Origin of the sequence: Dyella sp. LX-66 (assembly GCF_018599165.1) — a bacterium.
Classification (GTDB): Bacteria; Pseudomonadota; Gammaproteobacteria; order Xanthomonadales; family Rhodanobacteraceae; genus Dyella_D; species Dyella_D marensis.
Genome location: NZ_JAHFVJ010000004.1, coordinates 310,750 through 330,256 on the forward strand (window position 1 = coordinate 310,750; position 19,507 = coordinate 330,256).

17 protein-coding genes and 1 pseudogene are annotated in these 19,507 nt (G+C 69.2%); 2 read left to right on the forward strand and 16 right to left on the reverse strand.

Features of this window, described 5'->3' with window-relative positions:
* The 16 genes and pseudogenes from KK141_RS10170 to KK141_RS10245 form a co-directional block, all read right to left on the reverse strand.
* Positions 1 to 2,319, reverse strand: a complete 2,319-nt coding sequence (locus KK141_RS10170; RefSeq protein WP_214570509.1) for an FdhF/YdeP family oxidoreductase — start codon at positions 2,317 to 2,319, stop codon at positions 1 to 3.
* Positions 2,320 to 2,397: 78 nt separating this feature from the next.
* On the reverse strand, positions 2,398 to 3,393 hold the full coding sequence (locus tag KK141_RS10175) for an ABC transporter ATP-binding protein (RefSeq protein WP_214570675.1): 996 nt from the start codon (positions 3,391 to 3,393) through the stop codon (positions 2,398 to 2,400).
* Complete coding sequence (locus KK141_RS10180; protein WP_214570508.1) at positions 3,393 to 4,175, reverse strand: ABC transporter permease subunit; 783 nt, start codon at positions 4,173 to 4,175, stop codon at positions 3,393 to 3,395. The genes KK141_RS10175 and KK141_RS10180 overlap by 1 nt, the downstream gene beginning before the upstream one ends.
* Positions 4,172 to 5,086 carry an extracellular solute-binding protein gene (locus KK141_RS10185; protein ID WP_214570507.1) on the reverse strand — a complete coding sequence of 305 codons (915 nt, stop codon included), beginning with the start codon at positions 5,084 to 5,086 and terminating at the stop codon, positions 4,172 to 4,174. Before KK141_RS10185 ends, KK141_RS10180 begins: the two co-directional genes overlap by 4 nt.
* Positions 5,083 to 5,433 (reverse strand): hypothetical protein, encoded by a 351-nt coding sequence (locus KK141_RS10190; protein WP_214570506.1) that lies wholly within the window; start codon positions 5,431 to 5,433, stop codon positions 5,083 to 5,085. Before KK141_RS10190 ends, KK141_RS10185 begins: the two co-directional genes overlap by 4 nt.
* Complete coding sequence (locus KK141_RS10195) at positions 5,430 to 6,002, reverse strand: molybdenum cofactor guanylyltransferase (protein WP_214570505.1); 573 nt, start codon at positions 6,000 to 6,002, stop codon at positions 5,430 to 5,432. Before KK141_RS10195 ends, KK141_RS10190 begins: the two co-directional genes overlap by 4 nt.
* Complete coding sequence (locus KK141_RS10200) at positions 5,986 to 6,489, reverse strand: molybdenum cofactor biosynthesis protein MoaE (protein ID WP_214570504.1); 504 nt, start codon at positions 6,487 to 6,489, stop codon at positions 5,986 to 5,988. Before KK141_RS10200 ends, KK141_RS10195 begins: the two co-directional genes overlap by 17 nt.
* Before the next feature lie 14 nt (positions 6,490 to 6,503).
* Complete coding sequence (locus KK141_RS10205; RefSeq protein WP_214570503.1) at positions 6,504 to 6,764, reverse strand: MoaD/ThiS family protein; 261 nt, start codon at positions 6,762 to 6,764, stop codon at positions 6,504 to 6,506.
* On the reverse strand, positions 6,761 to 8,008 hold the full coding sequence (gene glp / locus KK141_RS10210; protein ID WP_250901675.1) for a gephyrin-like molybdotransferase Glp: 1,248 nt from the start codon (positions 8,006 to 8,008) through the stop codon (positions 6,761 to 6,763). The genes KK141_RS10205 and glp overlap by 4 nt, the downstream gene beginning before the upstream one ends.
* Positions 8,005 to 9,006 carry a bifunctional molybdenum cofactor biosynthesis protein MoaC/MoaB gene (moaCB, locus tag KK141_RS10215; RefSeq protein ID WP_250901676.1) on the reverse strand — a complete coding sequence of 334 codons (1,002 nt, stop codon included), beginning with the start codon at positions 9,004 to 9,006 and terminating at the stop codon, positions 8,005 to 8,007. The genes glp and moaCB overlap by 4 nt, the downstream gene beginning before the upstream one ends.
* A 3-nt stretch (positions 9,007 to 9,009) precedes the next feature.
* Positions 9,010 to 9,993: a GTP 3',8-cyclase MoaA gene (moaA, locus tag KK141_RS10220; RefSeq protein ID WP_214570502.1), complete on the reverse strand. Its 984-nt coding sequence runs from the start codon at positions 9,991 to 9,993 to the stop codon at positions 9,010 to 9,012.
* A 302-nt stretch (positions 9,994 to 10,295) separates the two neighbouring features.
* Complete coding sequence (locus KK141_RS10225; RefSeq protein WP_214570500.1) at positions 10,296 to 11,621, reverse strand: cytochrome c; 1,326 nt, start codon at positions 11,619 to 11,621, stop codon at positions 10,296 to 10,298.
* Positions 11,618 to 13,885: a xanthine dehydrogenase family protein molybdopterin-binding subunit gene (locus tag KK141_RS10230; protein ID WP_214570499.1), complete on the reverse strand. Its 2,268-nt coding sequence runs from the start codon at positions 13,883 to 13,885 to the stop codon at positions 11,618 to 11,620. The genes KK141_RS10225 and KK141_RS10230 overlap by 4 nt, the downstream gene beginning before the upstream one ends.
* Before the next feature lie 107 nt (positions 13,886 to 13,992).
* Positions 13,993 to 14,436: pseudogene (locus tag KK141_RS10235) on the reverse strand ((2Fe-2S)-binding protein); the annotation flags it as partial.
* Positions 14,437 to 14,488: 52 nt separating this feature from the next.
* Complete coding sequence (locus tag KK141_RS10240; protein ID WP_214570497.1) at positions 14,489 to 15,088, reverse strand: nucleotidyltransferase family protein; 600 nt, start codon at positions 15,086 to 15,088, stop codon at positions 14,489 to 14,491.
* Positions 15,085 to 16,182 (reverse strand): XdhC/CoxI family protein, encoded by a 1,098-nt coding sequence (locus KK141_RS10245; protein ID WP_214570496.1) that lies wholly within the window; start codon positions 16,180 to 16,182, stop codon positions 15,085 to 15,087. Before KK141_RS10245 ends, KK141_RS10240 begins: the two co-directional genes overlap by 4 nt.
* A gap of 185 nt (positions 16,183 to 16,367) precedes the next feature.
* Here KK141_RS10245 and KK141_RS10250 point away from each other — a divergent pair, with 185 nt between their 5' ends.
* Both KK141_RS10250 and KK141_RS10255 read left to right on the forward strand, forming a co-directional pair.
* A complete protein-coding gene (locus KK141_RS10250; RefSeq protein ID WP_214570495.1) occupies positions 16,368 to 17,096 on the forward strand; it encodes an aldolase/citrate lyase family protein in 729 nt (242 codons plus the stop codon).
* 80 nt (positions 17,097 to 17,176) lie between these two features.
* Complete coding sequence (locus KK141_RS10255; RefSeq protein ID WP_250901694.1) at positions 17,177 to 19,234, forward strand: TonB-dependent siderophore receptor; 2,058 nt, start codon at positions 17,177 to 17,179, stop codon at positions 19,232 to 19,234.
* The last annotated feature ends 273 nt before the right edge of the window (positions 19,235 to 19,507 follow it).

Consider the following 19,507-nt stretch of genomic DNA (forward strand, 5'->3'; position numbering starts at 1 on the left):
TCAGGCCGCCGCCGGTTCGCGCGATGCGGACAACCGCACCGGGATCGACTTGTAGCCCGGCGTGCCGGAACGCGCGTCGTGTTCGTCCAGCGCGAGCAGGCCGTTGCCTTCGGGGAAGTACATCGCCACCGAGCCGCGCGCGATGCCGAACGGCACCGCCACGAAACCGCGCACCGCGCGCCCGTTCGGCGTGCCGTCCGCGGCGCTGGCTTCCACGTCGATGCGGTCGCCTTCGCGCAGGCCGCGCTCGGCCAGGTCGTCCGGATTGACGAAGACCACGTCGCGCCGGCCGGTGATGCCGCGGTAGCGGTCGTTGTAGCCGTAGATGGTGGTGTTGTACTGGTCGTGCGAGCGGATGGTGGCCAGCCGCAGCAGGTCGGCGGGCGCCGGCGCGTCCTCGTCCAGCCCCTTGGCCAGCAGGAAGCGCGCCTTGCCGGAGGGCGTGTTCCAGCGCCGCAGCGCGGCGGCGTTCTCCAGGTGGAAGCCGCCGGGTTGGCGCACGCGCTCGTTGTAGTTGGCGAAGATCGGGAACACCGCCTCGATGTTGTCGCGGATGCGGTCGTAGTCGGCCACCATGCCTTCCCAGTCCACCCGGGACTGCGGCAGCGTGGCGCGCGCGAGCAGACCGACGATCGCCGGCTCCGAGCGCAGATGTTCCGATGCCGGCCGCAGGCGGCCCTGCGAGGCATGCACCATCGACATCGAGTCCTCCACCGTCACCGACTGCGGGCCGGCGGCCTGCAGGTCGATCTCGGTGCGGCCCAGGCAGGGCAGCAGGAAGGCCTCGCGCGCCGGAATCAGATGCGAGCGATTGAGCTTGGTGGCCACGTGCACCACCACGTCGAGCTTGCGCATCGCCGGGAAGGTCGCCTGCGGGTCCGACATCGCCACCGCCAGGTTGCCACCCAGGCACAGCAGCGCCTTGGAGCGGCCCTCGCCGATCGCCTTCACCGCGGCCACTGCATCGTGGCCATGCGCGGTCGGCGGCTCGAAGCCGTAGACGCGGCGGATGCCGTCGAGCAAGGCGGCGTTGGGTTTCTCGGTGATGCCCACCGTGCGGTCGCCCTGCACATTGGAATGGCCGCGCAGCGGGCAGATGCCGGCGCCGGGCTTGCCTAGATTGCCGCGCAGCAGCAGCACGTTGAGCAACTGCTGCACGTTCTGCACGCCGTGGCGATGCTGGGTGATGCCCATGCCGTAGCAGAAGATCACCTTCTCGGCGGCGGCGTAGATGCCGGCCGCCACTTCGATCTCGGCGTGGGTCAGGCCCGAGGCGCGCTCGATGCTTTCCCACGAGGTGGCGAGCACGTCGTCGCGCAGGGCTTCGAAGCCGGTGGTGTGTTCGGCGATGAAGTCGCGGTCCAGCACGCCCTTGCCGCCGCCGGCGAGATCCGCCGCATCGGCTTCGAACAGCCACTTCATCATGCCCTTCATGGTGGCGATGTCGCCGCCGATCTTCGGCTTGAAATATGTGGTGGCGATCGGCACCGAGCGGCCGGTCAGCATCTCGGCCGGATCCTGCGGCGAGGTGAAGCGTTCCAGGCCGCGCTCGGGCATCGGGTTCAGCACCACGATCGGCACGCCGCGCAGCGATACCTCGCGCAAGGTGCCAAGCATGCGCGGATGGTTGGTGCCGGGGTTGTGGCCGATGCAGAACACCGCATCCGCCTGCTCGAAGTCTTCCAGCTGCACCGTGCCCTTGCCCACGCCGATCGCTTCGGGCAGGCCGACGCTGGAGGCCTCGTGGCACATGTTCGAGCAGTCGGGGAAGTTGTTGCAGCCGTATTCGCGCGCGAACAGCTGGTACAGGAAGGCGGCCTCGTTGGAGGCGCGGCCGGAGGCGTAGAACTCCGCCATGGTCGGATCGGGCAGCGCGCGCATGGCGGCGCCGATGCGCGCGGCGGCTTCGTCCCAGGAAACCGGCACGTATTTGTCCTGCGCCGCGTCGTACGCCATCGGGTGGGTCAGGCGGCCCTGGTCTTCCAGCGCGTGGTCGGTCCACTCCCACAATTCGGACAGCGTGTGCTGCGCGAAGAATTCCGGCGTGGTGCGCTTGGAAGTCGCTTCCCAGGTGATCGCCTTGGCGCCGTTCTCGCAGAACTCGAACGAGGAGGTGTGGCGCGGGTCGGGCCAGGCGCAACCCGGGCAATCGAAACCCAGCGGCTTGTTGGCGCGCTGCAGCGCCTCCACCGAGCGTGCCACCGCCATCTGGTCGCGGATCGCCTTGGCCACGGCGCGCAGTGCGCCCCAGCCGCCGGCCGGGCCCTCGTAGGGCTGGATGCTTTTGTCGAGGTCGGTGTCTTTGGGGTGGGCGCTCATGGGGTTACCGCGTCGTGCATGCCGTCGATCGAGGCGATGATAGGCCCGCTGCCGGATACGGGCCAGGGATGGGCATGTCTAGCTGCCGTTTTCCAAGGGCCAGCAACGGATCGCCTGCGGCGGCAAGGACACCGCGCTTGCCGCGGGCAACTCGTAGCCCGCCGGCGGCTCCACCCACAGCCGCGCCTGGCCGCAGCGCATGCCCAGATAGCTGCGGTGCGGCGCGGTCTGGCGCAGTTCGAACGCGGCGGCGATGGCATCCGCCGGCGCGACGGCCTGATCGTGCAGGCGCACCGCGGCGGGCGCGATATGCCAATCGACCAGGGTGCCGTCGGGCAGCGGCGTCTCCAGCGGCAGGCTGGCTTCGGCTTCGGGCCAGGACAGGCGCTGCGCCCCGGGCGAGCCGGCGACGCGGCCGCGCTGCACGTTGCGCAGCCCCAGCAGGCGCGCCACCGCGCCGCTGGCCGGTTGCGCATGCACCTCTTCGGGCGTGCCGATCTGCACGATGCGGCGGCCGTGCATCAGCACCAGGCGGTCGGCCACCGCGGCGAGCGCCGGATCGTGGCTCACCGCCAGGGCGGGAATGCCGGCCTCGTGCACTTCGGCGATCAGTTCGGCCAGCACTTCGTCGCGCGTGACCGGATCCAGCGCCGAGGTGGGTTCGTCCAGCAGCAGCAGGCTCGGCTTGCGCGCGAGTGCGCGCGCCAAGGCCACGCGTTGCTGTTGCCCACCGGACAACGAAGCCGGCCAGCGCTCGGCCAGCTCCGCCATGCCCACGCGCTCCAGCCACTGCAGGGCCTGCGCGCGCCGCTGCGCGCCGCGCAGGCTGAAAGCAACGTTCTCCCACGCGCGCAGATGCGGAAACAGCGCGTGGCCCTGCGGCAGATAACCCACCGCACGCTGCTGCGGCGGCAACCCGTCGAACGGTTCGCCGCGCGCCGCGATCAGGCCGGCGATCGCCGACAGCAGCAAGGTCTTGCCCTCGCCGCTCGCGCCCAGCAGCACGGTGAAGCCGGCTACTTCGAAGCTGGCATGCAGCGCCACCGGCTGCTCGATGCGGTAATCGATGCGCATCACGCCAGGCGCCTGCGCACGGCCATGCCCAGCACCAGCGGCAAGGGCAACGCCGCCAGGAAGAACACCCACAGCAGCGGATACACCGCATCCAGGCCGATGTCCTGCAGGTTCACCCACAGCTTCACCGGGATGCCCTGCGGGTAGTACGCCACGATCAGCACCGCGCCGAACTCACCCAGCGCGCGCACCCACGCCAAGGCCACTGCGGCTGCCAGCCCCAGCCGCGCCAGCGGCAGGCTGACGTGCACGAAGCTGCGCCACGGCGAATAGCCCAGCGTGAGGGCGATCTGTTCCAGCTCGCGCGGCACACCTTCGAAGGCGGTGCGCGCCGCCATCACGTAATACGGCAAGGCCGCGTAGAACTGCGCCAGGATGAAGGCCGGCGCCGAATTGGTCAGCAGCACGCCAGCTCGTTCCAGCAGATGGCCGGCCGGGCCATAAGGCCCATACATCGACGCCAGCAGCAGGCCCATCGCCAGTGGCGGCGTCAGCAGCGAGACCAGCAGCAGCGCATCGACCAGCCATTGCCCGCGTACGCGATGCCGCGCCAGCCACCACGCCAGCGGCGTGCCCAGCGCGACGATGGGCACCAGCGCGATCAGGCTGTAGCCCAGCGACACGCGCACCGCGCCGCCGTCGCCGTGCGCGAAACCGAAATGCCGCCAGTCGGTGGCCAGCAGCAGGCCGACGAACGGCGTGGCCAGCAGCAGCAAGGCCAGCGCCGCCGGCAGCGCGGAAAGCCGCGGACGGTAGCGCGCCATGCCGGGCGCTGAGGTCACAGCGCCTCGCCGTGCGGCGGGTCGTAGCCGCGTTCGTGCAGCATCGCCTGCCCCGCGGCCGACTGCAGCAGCTGCACGAAGTCGGCGGCCAGCTGCGCCTGCTTCGCATTGCTCAGCACCGCGGCGTAGAACACCAGCGGCTGCGCCTTCAGCACCTTGCCGTCGGCCAGGGTGAGATTGGCCTTGCTGTACCAGGCCTCCTGCATGGAAGGCTGCGCGAGGTTGATCTCGTCGGGCAGATCGATGGTCGGCAGATGATGCGAGAACGCCGCGCTGGCGTAGCCCACGGCGGCATCGATCTGGCCGGCCTCCAGGCGCGACATCAGCGAAGGCTCGGCGAAGATCTGCTGCGGGTTCTGCAGCTCGCCGGCGATGTCCCTCAGCAGACCGGGCTGGTGGTAGTAGGTCTCGGCCAGCTGCAAGGTCAGCAAGGCGTTGGCGCCCTGCGGGTCCACGGCCGGATCGGTGCGCCCGATGCGCAGGCCGGATTGCCGCAGCACTTCGTACCAGGTCTTCTTGCCCTTCGCCGCCGCCTCGAAATCCTTGGCGAAACGGCTCTTGGGGCCGTAGATCACCACCATGCGCGTGCTTGCCACCGGCACGGCGCGCTCGGCGAGCCCCGCATCGCGCACCACCTTCATCGGCGGCGGCGTGATGGCGACGAACACATCGGCCTGCATCTGCTTGCCGGCCAGCAGGCGTGCCAACGCGAAAGAACCCTGCCCCACGCCTTCGAAGCGCGCGTCGTGCGCCTTGGCGAAGGCGGGGCCGAGCGACTGGTCCATCACCACGCCCATCGAACCGGCATAGGCCACGCGCAGCACCGGCGCGTCGGCCGCCAGCGCCACCGTACCGGACAGCAACAACAGCGGCGCCAGCCAGCGCGCCAGGAAGCGGTATCCGCCTTTCATGCTCCCTCCTCCTTCTTGCCACGGCGCTGCCGCACGCTGTCCCGTACATCCACGTCGAACAACAATTGCAAAGCTTCGCCGCCGGGTACCGGCAAGGCGATCTCCAGGCCGTCGCGGCTGGGCAGGCGCGCGGCGAAGGCGCGCACGTCGGCGCCGTTCAACGCCACCTGCCAACCGTCGGCATGGCGCTGCCAGCCATGGGCATCGCCCAGGATCAGTTGCTGGCTTTCCAGCCGGCCATCCGGCCAGTGCGTGCGGTTGCCCACCGCGGCGCCGCCCAACAGTTGCGCCAGCTCCGCTTCGTCGATGCGCAGGCGCAATGTCTGGCCCTGCAGTTGCACCTTCATCCGGCCACCTCGTTCCATTGGGTTTGGGTATTGCAGTCGGCCAGCTGCGCGGCTTCGCCGGCATCCAGCGCCAGCTCCACGTGGCCGAGCGCGGACTGCAGGGCGCGCAGCGAGCGCTGGCGCGGGTCGTCGCGCGACATCAGTTCCGACAAAGCCAGGCGGCTGCGCGCATGCAAGCGCAAGCGCAGCGGCAGCACATGGCCGGCGAAAGAGACACTGGATGCCTGCGGCTGCTCGCTCCGCAAGCGCTGCAGCAGGCTGGCTTGCAGCAGCGGCATGTCGACGGGAATCACCAGCAGGTCGGCATCGTCCAGCACCGCCTGCGCAATGCCGGCCAAGCCACCCAGCGGACCTGCCTGCGGCGCGGCATCGGCAACCCCGCGATAGTCCGGACGCATGCCGCTGACGCGCACCTCGTCCACCCCGGCTTCGCGCAACACCTCGAGCTGATGCTCGATCAGCGGCCTGCCGCGCCAGGACAGCAGCGCCTTGTCCCGCCCCATCCGCGAGGACAACCCGCCGGCCAGCACCACGCCGAGACAGCGCGGCGGCTCAGTGGGCGTGCCCATGACCGCCATGCCCGGCCGCATCGTGCGCTTCTTCCGCCGGGGACTCGCACAGCGAGCAGCCTTCGCTCCAGGCGCTGTCGCCGTCGACGTAATGCTCCTGCTTCCAGATCGGCGCCTCATGCTTCACCGCCTCGATCGCCAGGCGGCAGGCGCGGAAGGCTTCGGCGCGATGCGGCGTGCCGGCGGCGACCACCACGGCGAGGTCGCCCAGGCCCAGGTCGCCCTTGGCGTGGGCGATATACAGCTTCAGCGGCGCGCCCACGTCGGCGCGCGCGCGTTCGCCGATGGCCTGGAAGGTGCGCAGGGCCAGCGGCACGAACAGGTCGTAGCTGATGCCGACCACGTGGCGGCCGACATTGAAGTCGCGCACCTTGCCGACGAAGACCGCGATGCCGCCGAAGCGCGGGTCCGACACGAAGTCCAGCGCCGCAGCCACGTCCAGCGCGGCCTCGGCGCGTTCGACCACCGCCACGTGCAGATCGTCCATCACGCTTTCCACGCTCAACCTCCGCTGACCGGCGGCAGCACCGCCAATTCGACACCGTCGGGCACCTCGCGGTGGTTGTGCAGTATCTCTTCCGCGCTGGCGAAGGCCGAGATGCGCACCAAGCCCGCGTTGACCTGCGGCGCGCGCTCGCGCAGATGCGCGGCCAATAACTCGCGCAGATCGGCAATGGTGCTGCCGGACGGCACGTCGAGTTCAAGCCAGCCGCGCGGGTCGGCCTCGCGCAGCGCGCCGTACAGCGCGATCCGGGTCTTCATGCGCGACCCCACGACGGACTTTCCAGATGGCCCAGCCCGTAGACCTCGACCAGGCTGCCCGCCGGCAGCTCGGTGGCGTCGAGCGGGATATGCACCCAGGCATTGGCATCCGCCAGCGGGCGGATGCGGTACGACTCCTGGCCGTGCAGCGCGGTGGCCGACAGCTGTCCGCGCTCGTCCACCGCCAGTTGCGACTTCAGATAGAAATGCAGGCGCGGCTTCTTGACGAAGCTCGCGGCCAACGGCACTTGCCAGGGTTTCTCGCGCGCAAGGCCGAGCATCGCGCGCAGCGCCGGCTCCACGAAAAAGCGCAGGCCCACCGCCACCGCGACCGGATTGCCCGGCAGGCCGAAGAACAGCGTGCCGTCCGGCAGGCGCGCGAACAGCAGCGGCTTGCCGGGGCGGATCGCCACCTTGTGGAACAGCACCTGCGCGCCCAGGCGTTCCAGCGCCACCGGCACGAAGTCGTAGCGCCCCATCGACACGGCGCCGGTGGAAATGATGATGCGCGCGCCGGCCGCGCGAGCACGGTCGACCGCATCGAGAAAGGCGTCGACGTCGTCGCCCACCGTTTCGGCGTGCGCCAGTTCGGCACCGGCCGCGGGTATGCGCGCGGCGAGGAAAGGACCGTTGGAGTTGCGGATCTGCCCCGGCGCCAATGGCACGGCGGGGTCGTCGATCAGTTCGCGCCCGGTGCACAGCGCCGCCACGCGTGGACGCGCGGTGACGCTGAGCTTCGCCACGCCCAGCGAGGCCAGCAGCATCAGATGCTGCGGCCCCAGCAGCGTGCCCGCGGCCAGCACGGTCTCGCCGATGGCGACGTCCGAACCGGCCAGGCGCACGTTCTGCCCCACCGCCACTTCGGCCAGCAGGCGCACGCGATGCGGCGCTTCGAGCCGCTCGGTCTGCTCGACCGGGATCACGCGGTCCAGCCCCTCGGGCATCGCCGCGCCGGTCATGATTTCCCAGGCGCCGCGCGCGCGGCCGCGCATGGCATCGCCGGCCGCCTGCTCGCCTTCCACCAGCCATTCGCTGCCGGCCGGCAAGGCTGCGGCGCCGCCGCCCAGCGCATAGCCGTCCATCGCGGAGTTGTCGAACGGCGGCACCGCGGCGCCACTGACCACCGGCTCGCGCAGCACGCGGCCCAGCGCCAGTTCGCTCCAGCAGTCTTCCGCCGGCGCCTGCGCGCACTGCTCCAGGATGATGCGCACGGCTTCGTTCGGTTCGAGCAGCTCGTGGCTCATGCGTGGCCTCCGCCGGCCGCCATGTCCAGTGCGTGCTTGAGGATGGGCGCGAGAATGTCCATGCCTTCGGCCACCGCCTTGGCGCTGCCGGGCAGCGCGATCACCAGCGTGCCGTCCACCAGCACCGCGTCGGCGCGGCTCAGCCAGGCCATCGGCGTGTGGCGGCCGCTCTCGCTGCGGAACAGTTCGCCGATGCCGGCGACGTGGCGGTCGGCCACGCGCGCCAATGCTTCGGGCGTGCGGTCGCGCGGCGCCAGGCCGGTGCCGCCGGTGCACAGCACCAGGCGCGTGCCATCGGCAGCGAGTTCGCGCAGGCGCGCGGCCAGGCCTTCTTCCTCGTCGGGACGCAGCTCGGCAGCACCGACTTCGGCGCCGAGCGCGCGCAGGCGTTCCACCAGCAAGGGACCGGAGACGTCTTCGTAATCGCCGCGGCTGGCGCGGTCGCTGAGCGTGATCACGGCGGCGGCCACGCCTTCAAGCCCGGCGGATGCACGCGGACGATAGTGTTCGCGCTCGGCATCGCTCATACCGTCCGGATGCAGCCACAGCCCTTTCTTGCCGCCTTCCTTGAACAGCAGGCGCGTGCCACCCATCGACAAGGCCGGCTGCACCGGCTTGGTCAGGTCGTACAAGGTAAGCAGGGCCGCGCTGACGCCGGCCAGCGCTTCCATCTCCACGCCGGTACGGGCGAAGGTGGCCACTTCGCAGTACACGCGGATGGACTGGCGTTCCGGCACGCGCTCGCAGCGCAGGTCGATGTATTCCAGCGGCAACGGATGGCATAGCGGCATCAGTTGCGATGCGTTCTTCGCGCCTTGCAGGCCGGCGATCTCGGCCATGGCGATGGCGTCGCCCTTGGGCAGGCGGCCATGCGCGAGATCTTCATAAGCGCTGCCTGCATACAACTCTCCAACAGCCACGGCGCGCCGCGCAGTGGCACGCTTGCGGCGCACGTCGGCCATGTGGAAATGGTGGACGCGCGTATCGCGTTCGAGCATGAATCAGCCTCCGGTGGATGCCAGATGAGGTGTGATGCCGGTGCGGCCTTCGTGCAGATGGTGCGTCTCTTCCTTGCGCACCAGCTGACCGCCGATCGCGCGCACCAGCGCTTCGAGCTGGTCGTCCTGCTGCAGCAGCGGGCGCAGCGGAATGCCGAATTCGCCGAACAGGCACAGGCGCAGGTCGCCGGTGGCGGTGACGCGCAGCCGGTTGCAACCGGCGCAGAAGTCCTTGGAGTACGGCGCGATGATGCCGATGCGGCCGGCGTAACCGGCGTGGCGGTATTCGCGCGCGGGGCCGGCGTCGGCGGCGCGCGGCAGCAGTTCCCAGCCGGCGTCCTGCAGTTGCGTTTCCAGCGTTTCGGCGCGCACGTGGCGTTCGCGGAAGAAGGCCAGCGTATCGCCGGTCTGCATCAATTCGATAAAGCGCAGGCCCACCGGGCGGTCGCGCAGGTAGTCGAGCCACGCAGGCAGCTCATGGTCGTTGACGTCGCGCAGCAGCACGGCGTTGAGCTTCACCGACGGCAGCCCGGCGGCTACGGCCTGGTCGATGCCGGCGAGGATGTCGTCCAGGCGGTCGTGGCCGGTGATGCGCGCGAAGCTGGCGCGGTCGAGGCTGTCCACGCTCACATTGATGGCGTTGAGCCCCGCATCCATCCATTCGCCCAGCCGGCGCGACAGCAAGGTGCCATTGGTGGTCATCGCCAGCTTGCGCACGCCGGGAATGGCGGCGGCGGTGCGCAGCACCTCGGTCAGGTCGTGCCGCACCGAAGGCTCGCCGCCGGTGATGCGCAGCTTGTGCATGCCGACCGCGGCGAAGCCGCGCAGCAGGCGCGCGATTTCCGGCAAGGTCAGCGGTGCGGTGGCCGCGGGGTCGGCGTGGTAGCCGTTGGGCAGGCAGTAGGTGCAGCGGAAATTGCAGGCGGGGATGATCGACAGGCGCAGATAGGGAAAGTGGCGGCCATAGCGATCGGACAGCACGTTCATGACGCCGCTCCCGCGCTTCGCAAAAGCGCGTGCGTTTTCCCTTGCGGGTGGCGCGTGGAAGGCATCACGTTCAATTAACAATCATCCCGTCTGGACGCGCGAGCCGCAGGCTTCGGCGGTGGCTGATGCACAGGTTGAAGTATGGGCGCTGGAAGGCTGCTACACCAAGCGTTTTGTGTCCCGCACCATGCCGGATGCGCCAGCGTAGGTTGGGGTGAGCCGAGAGGCGAACCCCAACGCAACGCGTGTGGCCATCGTGGCGCTGGGGTTCGTGTTGGGGTTCGCCTTTGGCTCACCCCAACCTACGGCGTGCGACGCTTTGCCACCTCGTCCGCCGTCAGCGTCGCCTGCTTCCCGCCGAAGTGCACCAGCACGAAGTTGCCGAGCGCGGCCACCTCCGCATCGGTATAGGCCTGGCCGAAGGACGGCATCGAAGTCTCCCCATGCACGGTGCGCAAGGTCGAGCCCTGCAGGATCACCTGGGTGAGGTTGTGCGCCTCCGGATCGTTGGCCGCCTGCGTCCCCAGCAGCGCCGCCGCCTCGACCTGCCGCCCCTGCCCGTTCCACGCATGGCAACCGGCGCAGGCGCCCTGGAACAGATGCTGCCCCAGGCCGCCTTGTGCCAGCTCTTCCGCACCCGGGCCATTGGCCGTCGATGCCAGGGCCAGGGCCGGATGCTCGTTCACCTCGGTGCCCGCACCGCCCTGTTGCGGCTTCGCCTCGCGCAGATAGGTGACCAGCGCGGCGATGTCTTCCTGGCTTAGGTACTGCAAGCTGTTCTGCACCACTTCGCCCATCGGGCCGGAAGCGGTGCCGCGGCCGCTGGCATGGCCCTTGGACAGGTATTCGGCCAGCTGCTGCTCGCTCCAGTTGCCGATGCCGTAGGTCTTGTCGGGCGTGATGTTGTAGGCCTTCCAGCCCTGCAGCACTTCGCCGGACAGCGCCCGGCTGCTCTTCAGCGCATACATGGCATTGCGCGGCGTATGGCACTCCTCGCAATGTCCCAGCGCCGTGGCCAGGTAGGCGCCGCGGTTCCATGCTTCGGACTTGCCCTGCGCCGGCTGGAAGCGCTCCTTCTTCAGGAACAGCGCGTTCCACACGCTCAAGCCCCAGCGCTGGTTGAACGGAAACGACAGCTCGTTCGGCTGGGCCGGCGCATGCTTCGGCGGCAGGCTGAACAGATAAGCCTTGATCGCGAGCACGTCGTCGCGGCTGAGCGCCGTATACGAGGTGTACGGGAAGGCCGGATACAGCGGCTGGCCATCCTTGCGCACGCCGGCATGCAGCGCGCGCACGAACTCGTCGTCGCTCCAGTCGCCGATGCCGGTTTCCTTGTCGGCGGTGATATTGGTCGAGTAGATCGTGCCGAACGGCATCTTGAAGGCCAGGCCGCCGGTGAACGGCTGGCCGCCGGGCACGGTGTGGCAGGCCGCGCAATCGGCCGCGCGGGTGAGGTATTCGCCGCGCGCGACCGGGTCGGTGATGCTGGCCGGCGCACCGGCAACCGCCGGTTGCGGTGCGCCGGTTTCCTTGCCGTCGCGCACGGTGAACCAGGCGTAGGCGGTGAAGGCCACCGCGGCAACGATAAAAATGGCGACCAGCGCCAATACAGCGCGCACGAGTTTCATACGCTGCCCTCCTGCGCGTGAGTGCGATCGGACGCTTCAGTGACCACCGCCTTGAGGGCATCGGCGCCCTGCACCAGCGCGGCGCGGTCGATGGGATAGCTGCGCAGCCGCACGCCGGTGGCGGCGAACACCGCATTGAACAGCGCGGGGAAGGCCATTACCGTGCCGGTCTCGCCGATGCCGCCGGGCGTTTCCTTGCTGTCGACCAGATGCACTTCGAGCGCGGGCGTCTCGTTGATGCGCATCATGCGGTAGTCGTTGAAGTTGTGCTGCTGCACGGCGCCGTTCTTCAGCGTGATGCCGTTGTACAGCGCGGCGGTCCAGCCGAAGATCAGGCCGCCCTGGACCTGCGCCACCACCGTATTGGGATTCACCGCGACGCCGCAGTCGACCGCGGCCACCGCACGGCGCAGTTTCACCTCGCCCTGCGGCGACACCTCCGCCTCGACGATCACGCACAGGTAACTGCCGAACGGCGCCGCCACCGCCACGCCGCGCCCGACGCGCGCCGGCAGGCTGCCCTTGCCCCAGCCCGCCTTTTCGGCGGCCAGGTTCAGCACCGCCAGGGCGCGCGGGTTCTTCTGCAGCAGGTCGCGGCGATAGGCCAGCGGGTCTTTGTTCGCGGCATGCGCGAGCTCGTCGATAAAGCTCTCGATCACGAATACGTTGTGCACGGGACCGACGCCGCGCCACCAGCCCAGGTGCAGGCCGTCCGGCGGATCGTGGCGCACCCATTCCACTTTGACGTTGGGGAATTCGTACGGCAGGTCGGCGGCGCATTCGATCGCGTCCGCGTCCATGCCGTTCTTGGCCATCGCCCCCGGCGCGAAAGTGGCGAGCACCGAGCCGCTGGTGATGCGGTGCGTCCACGCCAGCGGCTTACCGTCGTCGCCGAGAGTGGCGGCAATGCGGTCGTAGTAAGCCGGGCGGAAGCGGTCGTGCGCGATGTCCTCCTCGCGCGTCCACACCACTTTCAGCGGATAGCTCACCTGGCGTGCGAAGGCGACGGCCTGCTCGACCGGGTCCTCGAACAGGCGCCGCCCGAAGCCGCCGCCCATGTACTGGTTGTGCACCACGATGGTCTCGGGTTTCAGGCCGGTGAGCTTGGCCGCGACATCGACGCAGCGCGCCGGCACCTGGGTGCCGGTCCAGATATCGCAACCGTCGGGGCGCACGTGCACGATGGCGTTCTGCGGCTCCATGGTGGCGTGCGCGAGCAAGGGCAATTGGTAGGTGGCTTCCAGCGCCTTGCCTTTGACGCCGTCGACGTTGCCGACCGTCTTGCCGGGAATCGGCGTGCCGTTCTTCGACGCCTCGGCCAGGTCCTTGAACAGCTGCTCGGTGGAGTAATGCGCGTTGGGGCCGTGGTCCCAGGTGATGTCCAGCGCTTCCATCGCCTGCTTCGCGGCCCAGAAGTGCTCGCCCACCACGGCCACCGCATCGGCGATCTTCAGCACGGCCACGAAACCGGGTACCTGGCGCGCGCGGCTGTCGTCCACCGCGACCAGCTTGCCGCCGAAGGTGGGACAGGCCTTGACCGTGGCGATCTTCATGTCCGGCACGCGCAGGTCGATGCTGAACTGCAGCGAGCCGTCGACCTTGCCGGCGGTGTCGACGCGGCGCAGCGGCTTGCCGATCAGGGCGAAGGCGGAGGCATCTTTTTCCTGCACCTTTTCCGGCATCGGCAGTTGCGCGGCGGCAGTGGCCACTTCGCCGTAGCCCACGGTGCGTCCGCTCGCCTCGTGGCGGATCACGCCACGCGCCACCGTGCATTGCGCGGGGTCCACTTTCCACTTGGCCGCCGCCGCGTTGACCAGCAGGGTGCGCGCTGCCGCGCCGGCCTGGCGCATCGTGGTCCAGCAGAAGCGGATGGTGGTGGAACCGCCGGTGGCCTGTTCGCCGAGCAAGGGGTTGGCGTAGAGCTTGCGGTTGGCCGGCGCGTGCTCGACCACGATCTGGTCCAGCCCCAGGTCCATCTCTTCGGCCAGCAAGGTGGCCTGGCCGGTGTACGCGCCCTGCCCCATTTCGATGCTGGGCATCACAAGGTGTACCGAGCCATCGGCGCCGACGCGGATGAAAGCGTTCGGCGCGAATGCGGGATCGCCCGCCGCCACCGGCCCCTGCGCCACCGCGCGGCCCAGCACCTTGGCGCCGCCGCCCAGCCACAGGAAGGCGACCACGAGTCCGCCCAGCTTCAGCGCTTCGCGGCGCGAGGGATGATCGGGCTGGCCTTCGCCCAGGGGTTTGCCGAAGCGCGCGTTCATGCCACGTCCTCCACGCGAACGAAGGAAAGCAGCGCGGCGGTCGCCGCAGCGGGGCTGGCGTTTGGCGCTACGTTGGGAATGGTCTGCGGCGCGACCTTCTGGCCGGTCGCCACCTGCTTGATCGCTTCGCGGATGCGCACATAGGTGCCGCAGCGGCAGATATTGCCGGACATGGCCACGTCGATCTCCGCGTCGCTCGGTTCCGGCGTCGCTGCCAGCAGTGCGGTGGCGGACATGATCTGGCCCGACTGGCAGTAGCCGCATTGCACTACTTCGATATCCAGCCAGGCCTGCTGCACCTTCTTGCCGACCGCGCTGGCGCCGACGCCTTCGATGGTGGTGACGGCCTTGCTGCCCACCGCCGATACCGGCAGCACGCAGGAGCGCACCGCCGCGCCATCCAGGTGCACCGTGCAGGCGCCGCACTGGGCGATGCCGCAGCCGAACTTGGTGCCGGTCAGGCCGATCACGTCGCGCAGCACCCATAACAGGGGCATGTCGTCCGGGACGTCGACCGAGCGGGATTCACCGTTGATATTCAGGACGATCATGTTGCCTCCGCGTCTGTGCATGGGCGATGTCGGGGATGCGATTTCGATGGGGCTATCCGCTGCCCGTGCGCCAACGTTCGTAGTCGTCCGGCGTGTCGATGTCGATGCGGGCCTCGGGCATGGGCAGGGCCTGCACCTGGTCCGCATAAGCCATCAGCAGGCTGCGCGCGCCTTCCGGGCCGTGCAGCAGTTCCAGTTCGTGGAAGAAGCGTGCAGGGAACAGGCAGGGCACGCCGAGCACGCCGTCGCCGTAGTCCGCGGCGACAATGCGGTCGGCGCTGGCTGCGTTCGCCAGCGCCTGAAGCTGCATTGCGCCAAGTGCCGGCTGGTCGCACAGGCACACCATCACGGCGGCCAGTTCCGGATGGTGTTCGCGCAGGCGCCTCAGGCCGAAAGCCAGCGAGCCGCCCATGCCGGAGGGCCAGCCGGCGTGGAAGGCCGCATCGAGCAGCAGGCCATCCAGCGCGGCTTCGACGTCGTCTTTATAGGCGCCGATCACCACCGCCACCCGCGGCGATACCTGCAGCGCCGCGCGCGCCATGCGGCGCACCAGCGGTTCGCCGTCGATCGGCAGCAATTGCTTGGCCGAGCCGTAGCGCACCGCGCCGCCGGCGGCGAGCAGGACGATGCCGAGGGCGCGCGTGCCGGTCATGAATGAATCGGCCCGTCGGTGCGGCTGAGCCGCGCGCCGGAACGCGCGCGCATCGCGGCCATGATTTCGGCGGCGACGGAGAGTGCGATTTCCTGCGCGGTTTCCGAACCGATATCGAGGCCCGCCGGGGCATGGATGGCCGTGGCGGAAGCGGATACGGCACGGTGGATGCGGGCAGCGCGTTCGCGCGAGCCGATCACGCCGAGATAGGCCAGCGGCACTTGGGCCAGGGCCTGGACGTAGGCCAGGTCGCGTTCGTAGTGATGCGTCATCACCACCACCGCGGTCTGGCGATCGAACGGCAACCGTTCCGGCAAGGCTTCGGGCGCGGCATGGAGCTGCACGCCGACACCTTCCAGTGGACCGCGCACCGCGGCGACATGCTCGACCAGCGTGGTCTGCCAACCCAGGCCATGCGCAAGGCGTGACAACGCCAGCGCGCATTCGCTGTAGCCGACCACCACCAGCGCGGGCTTGGGCCGCCAGGCTTCCAGCAGCACGTCCATCTGGGCGCCGTCCAGCTCGGCGCGTTCTAGCACCGCGCCGCCGTGGGCCGGCAGGCCATCGGCCAGCGCATGGATGCGCCGGGCCAGCTGCGGCGCGGGGATATCGGTCCAATGCCCGGCGGCATGGCGGATCAGCCGCCACGGGCGCGGCGTCTGCACCGCGCCGTCGCGCGAGAACACGGTGGCGACGCTGGCCGGCGCGCGTTCGTCGTGCAACCGGGCCAGCACGTCGAAGAACTGGAAATCGTCCGGCTGCACCAGCGGTTCGATCAGCACGTCCAGCTCGCCGCCGCAGCCGACTTCCATCAGCACGTCCAGATTGGATTCGCGGTTGTACGGCACCAGCGCGGGCGTGCGCTCGGCCATGGCGCGCTGGGCGCGCAGCACGATGTCGCGCTGGGGGCAGCCGCCGGCGAGCGCGCAGGTCACTTCGCCGTCGGCATGCACCAGCATGCGGGCGCCGGGCCGGCGGAAAGTGGAACCGCTGGTGCGGACAATGGTGGCCAGTGCGGCCGGCTCGGGCGTGCTGCGCGCGCGGAGTTGCTGGACCGCCGCAAAGAGTTGTGGGAACTCCTGCGAAGCATTCATCGGGGGTCGCCTGCCATGTCAGCCTCAGCATGCTAGTCGTCCGGTCTAATGCTTGGCAACCGAGGCGCGGCAAGCCTTCGCCAGGCTGGATCCGGCGGATCGGCAACGCTTTCCGGCTGCCGTTTGTTGATAATCATTCTCATTAAACCTATGCTTGCGCACCTTCCCACCGGACCTGGGTTCGCATGCCGCGCTCGATCGGACTTCTGCAATCCGTACCCAGCCCCTTGCTGTGCGAAATGCTGGGCCATGCCGGCTACGACTTCGTCCTGCTCGACCTGGAACACGTGCTGGTCTCCCCCGACGAGTTGCAGCACGCCATCCGCGCCTGCGAACTGGGCGGTTGCGCACCGTGGGTGCGCGTACCGGAGGTGGACGAGAAGCTGATCGGCCGTGTGCTCGATGCCGGCGCCAAAGGTGTGGTGATTTCGCGTCTTGAGACCGTCGAACAGGCCGAACGCGCCGTCGCCGCCGCGCGCTTCCCGCCGCTGGGCCGGCGCGGCATCACCGGCGGCCGCGTCACCGGTTTCGGCAAGACGCCGCTGCCCGATTACATCGAACAGGCCAACCGCGACATCCTCGTGGTGCCGATGATCGAAACCGACGCCGGCGTGCGCGCGCTGCCGCAGATTCTTGCCGTGCCCGGCATCTCGCTGGTGATGGAAGGCGCGCTGGATCTCGCGCTCGACCTGGGCCTTGGACCGCAGCCGCTGCACGCCGACGTGTGGCAACGCCTGCTGCGCATCGCCGAGTGCTGCGACGAAGCCGGCCTGCCCTTCTGCCCCAACCCGCGCAACGACGAACAGTTGCGCCACTGGGCCGCCCGCGAGGTGCGCTGGATGCTCGCCGGCGAAGACCGCGGCCTGCTGCTCGCCGCCCTGCGCGAGCGCGCCAGCGCCCTGCGCGACCCCTGATCCCTCACTCCCTGCATTGGAATCGCTACGTGACCGGTCTTCCCCGCCTGCATCTCCTCGGCCTCGCCATCGCCTGCGCGCTGCGCGCCGCCACCGCGCATGCCGATGACACCACCGCGCCGAACAAGCCGCGCGACCTCGAAACCGTGCAGGTGCAGGGCAATGTGCTGGGCCAGTCGTCGAAGGAGAACCTGCGCACCTATGCCGGCAGCCGCAAGGTGATCGGCAGCGAGGAACTGGCCACCGGCGCCAACCGCTCGCTGGACGACGCCCTGCAGCAGGTGCCGGGCATCAAGATCTTCGACGAGACCGGCACCGGCGTGCTGCCGCAGATCATGCTGCGCGGCCTGTACGAAAGCCGCAGCGGCCGCGTGCAGGTGCTGGAGGACGGCATGCCGCTGTCGCTGGCGCCGTATGGCCAGACCAGCCTGTCGCTGTTCCCGGTGACCATGAACCAGGTCGACCGCATCGACATCGTGCGCGGCGGCGCGGCGGTGCAGTACGGCCCCAACAATGTGGGCGGCGTGATCAACCTGGTCAGCAAGCCGATCCCCGAGCGCTGGACCACGACGCTGGGCGAGAAGATCACCGCCGGCGGCGCGGGCCGTTACCTGCGCGACACCACGGTGAGCACCGGCGGCTACCTCACGCCCGACTTCGGCCTGCAGCTGGATGCCGACTGGAACAAGGGCCAGTACTGGCGCGAGCACAGCGGCACCGACGTGAAGAACGTGCGCCTGCGCACCGAATGGTGGCTGGCCGACGACAAGCTGCTGAAGGCCGACGTGCAGCGCTACGTGGCGAACATGGATATGGCCGGCGCGCTGTCGGTCGCCGATGACGAGGAGAACCCGCGCCAGGCCACCCGCCCGCTGGACCGCTTCACCGGCCGCACCACGCGCGCGTCGCTGACTTACCAGCAGGGCCTCGGCGCCTGGGGTCCGTTCGACCAGTCGCAGTTCACCTGGAGCAACTTCAGCGCCAACAGCACGCGCAACTTCATCGTGGGCATGCGCCGCCTCGCCAGCGAGACCTGGCGCCCCGACCTGGCGCCGCAGTTGCTGCAGAGCGCGCCGCGCGGCTTCAAGGTCTATGGCACCGAGCCGCGCATTGCCTTGCATGTCGACTCCGGCAATGTCACGCAGCAGTGGACGGCCGGCGTGCGCGCGGTGCACGAGGACATCGACTTCCTCGTCGGCAATACCGGCCTGGATAACGGTGTCTACACCCTGGTGCGCAACTGGCAATTCAAGGACCGCGCCTGGTCCGCCTACGTCAGCGATGCCGTCGGCCTGTTCAACGACCGCCTGACCATCACGCCGGGCCTGCGCTACGAGCATCTCAATTCCACTTACCTCAACCGCGCCAACGGCAGCACCACCGAGAACAACGTGCGCAATGCCCTGCCCGGCCTCACCGTCGGCTACAAGGCCAGCTCGCAGTGGTATGTTTATGCCGATGCACAGCGCTCGCTGCGCGCGCCGCAGGTGACGCAGATCATCTACGGCGACAATCTCGACTCCGAGCTGGCCTGGAACTACGAAGCCGGCGCGCGCTATACGCCGGCCGAAGGCACCAGCATCAACCTCGACGTGTACCGCATCGACTTCGACAAGCAAATCCAGCTCGACAACACCACGCGCACCTACGCCAACCTGGGCAAGACCCGCCACCAGGGCGCGGAACTGGAACTGGAATGGAGCCCGCCCAGCCTGCGCGCGCTCAAGCTCAGCGCCGGCTATGCCTATCTCGACGCCAGCCAGGAATCGGGCCAGTACGCCGGCCGGCGCGTGCCGTATACCTCGCGCAACCAGTTGAACCTGGGCGCCAGCTACGGCGCGGGCGACACCGTCGTCGCGCTCACCAGCTACTACTTCAGCCGCGCCTACAGCGACGCGGCGAACACGGTGCGCGAGAACGCCATCGCCTCCGTCGGCGAACTGCCGTCGTACTGGGTGTGGAACATGCAGCTCACGCAGACGCTGATGCGCGCCGGCAGCAGCACGCTCAAGGGCACGCTGGCGGTGAACAACATGTTCGACCGCCGCTACTGGTACCGCGGCATCGACACCAGCCCCTGGGGCCGCCAGCCGGCGCCGGGACGCACGGTGACGGCAGGCGTGGAACTGAGCTTCTGATGCAGCGTGATGCAGCGCACGCCGTGGCAACGTGTCTTGCATCTGCAACCGCGCGTTGACACCAAACTTACCTGCCGCCATGCAACATTGACCGGCCGTATTGGAGCAGGACCCGGGCAACTTCCTGCGCCGATGCAAGCACGGGGATGCGCCGAACCAGAACACGCCGCGAACGCACCAGCGCATTCGCGGCCCTACCGGTAGCGGACCGCAGCACTACCGAGCCAGCCGGGCGTTCCGCCCGGCCCAGCCATCACAGTCGAAACGAGCGCT

What these genes read in the sequence shown, in the direction of transcription:
- KK141_RS10205 (WP_214570503.1), bottom strand. Translation starts at nt 6,764, where the DNA reads ATGAAGACCCGGATCGCGCTGTACGGCGCGCTGCGCGAGGCCGACCCG.
- KK141_RS10240 (WP_214570497.1), bottom strand. Translation starts at nt 15,088, where the DNA reads ATGACCGGCACGCGCGCCCTCGGCATCGTCCTGCTCGCCGCCGGCGGC.
- KK141_RS10185 (WP_214570507.1), bottom strand. Translation starts at nt 5,086, where the DNA reads ATGAAAGGCGGATACCGCTTCCTGGCGCGCTGGCTGGCGCCGCTGTTG.
- KK141_RS10225 (WP_214570500.1), bottom strand. Translation starts at nt 11,621, where the DNA reads ATGAAACTCGTGCGCGCTGTATTGGCGCTGGTCGCCATTTTTATCGTT.
- KK141_RS10245 (WP_214570496.1), bottom strand. Translation starts at nt 16,182, where the DNA reads ATGAATGCTTCGCAGGAGTTCCCACAACTCTTTGCGGCGGTCCAGCAA.
- KK141_RS10175 (WP_214570675.1), bottom strand. Translation starts at nt 3,393, where the DNA reads ATGCGCATCGATTACCGCATCGAGCAGCCGGTGGCGCTGCATGCCAGC.
- KK141_RS10195 (WP_214570505.1), bottom strand. Translation starts at nt 6,002, where the DNA reads ATGGGCACGCCCACTGAGCCGCCGCGCTGTCTCGGCGTGGTGCTGGCC.
- KK141_RS10190 (WP_214570506.1), bottom strand. Translation starts at nt 5,433, where the DNA reads ATGAAGGTGCAACTGCAGGGCCAGACATTGCGCCTGCGCATCGACGAA.
- KK141_RS10230 (WP_214570499.1), bottom strand. Translation starts at nt 13,885, where the DNA reads ATGAACGCGCGCTTCGGCAAACCCCTGGGCGAAGGCCAGCCCGATCAT.
- KK141_RS10200 (WP_214570504.1), bottom strand. Translation starts at nt 6,489, where the DNA reads ATGGACGATCTGCACGTGGCGGTGGTCGAACGCGCCGAGGCCGCGCTG.
- moaA (WP_214570502.1), bottom strand. Translation starts at nt 9,993, where the DNA reads ATGAACGTGCTGTCCGATCGCTATGGCCGCCACTTTCCCTATCTGCGC.
- glp (WP_250901675.1), bottom strand. Translation starts at nt 8,008, where the DNA reads ATGAGCCACGAGCTGCTCGAACCGAACGAAGCCGTGCGCATCATCCTG.
- moaCB (WP_250901676.1), bottom strand. Translation starts at nt 9,006, where the DNA reads ATGCTCGAACGCGATACGCGCGTCCACCATTTCCACATGGCCGACGTG.
- KK141_RS10250 (WP_214570495.1), top strand. Translation starts at nt 16,368, where the DNA reads ATGCCGCGCTCGATCGGACTTCTGCAATCCGTACCCAGCCCCTTGCTG.
- KK141_RS10170 (WP_214570509.1), bottom strand. Translation starts at nt 2,319, where the DNA reads ATGAGCGCCCACCCCAAAGACACCGACCTCGACAAAAGCATCCAGCCC.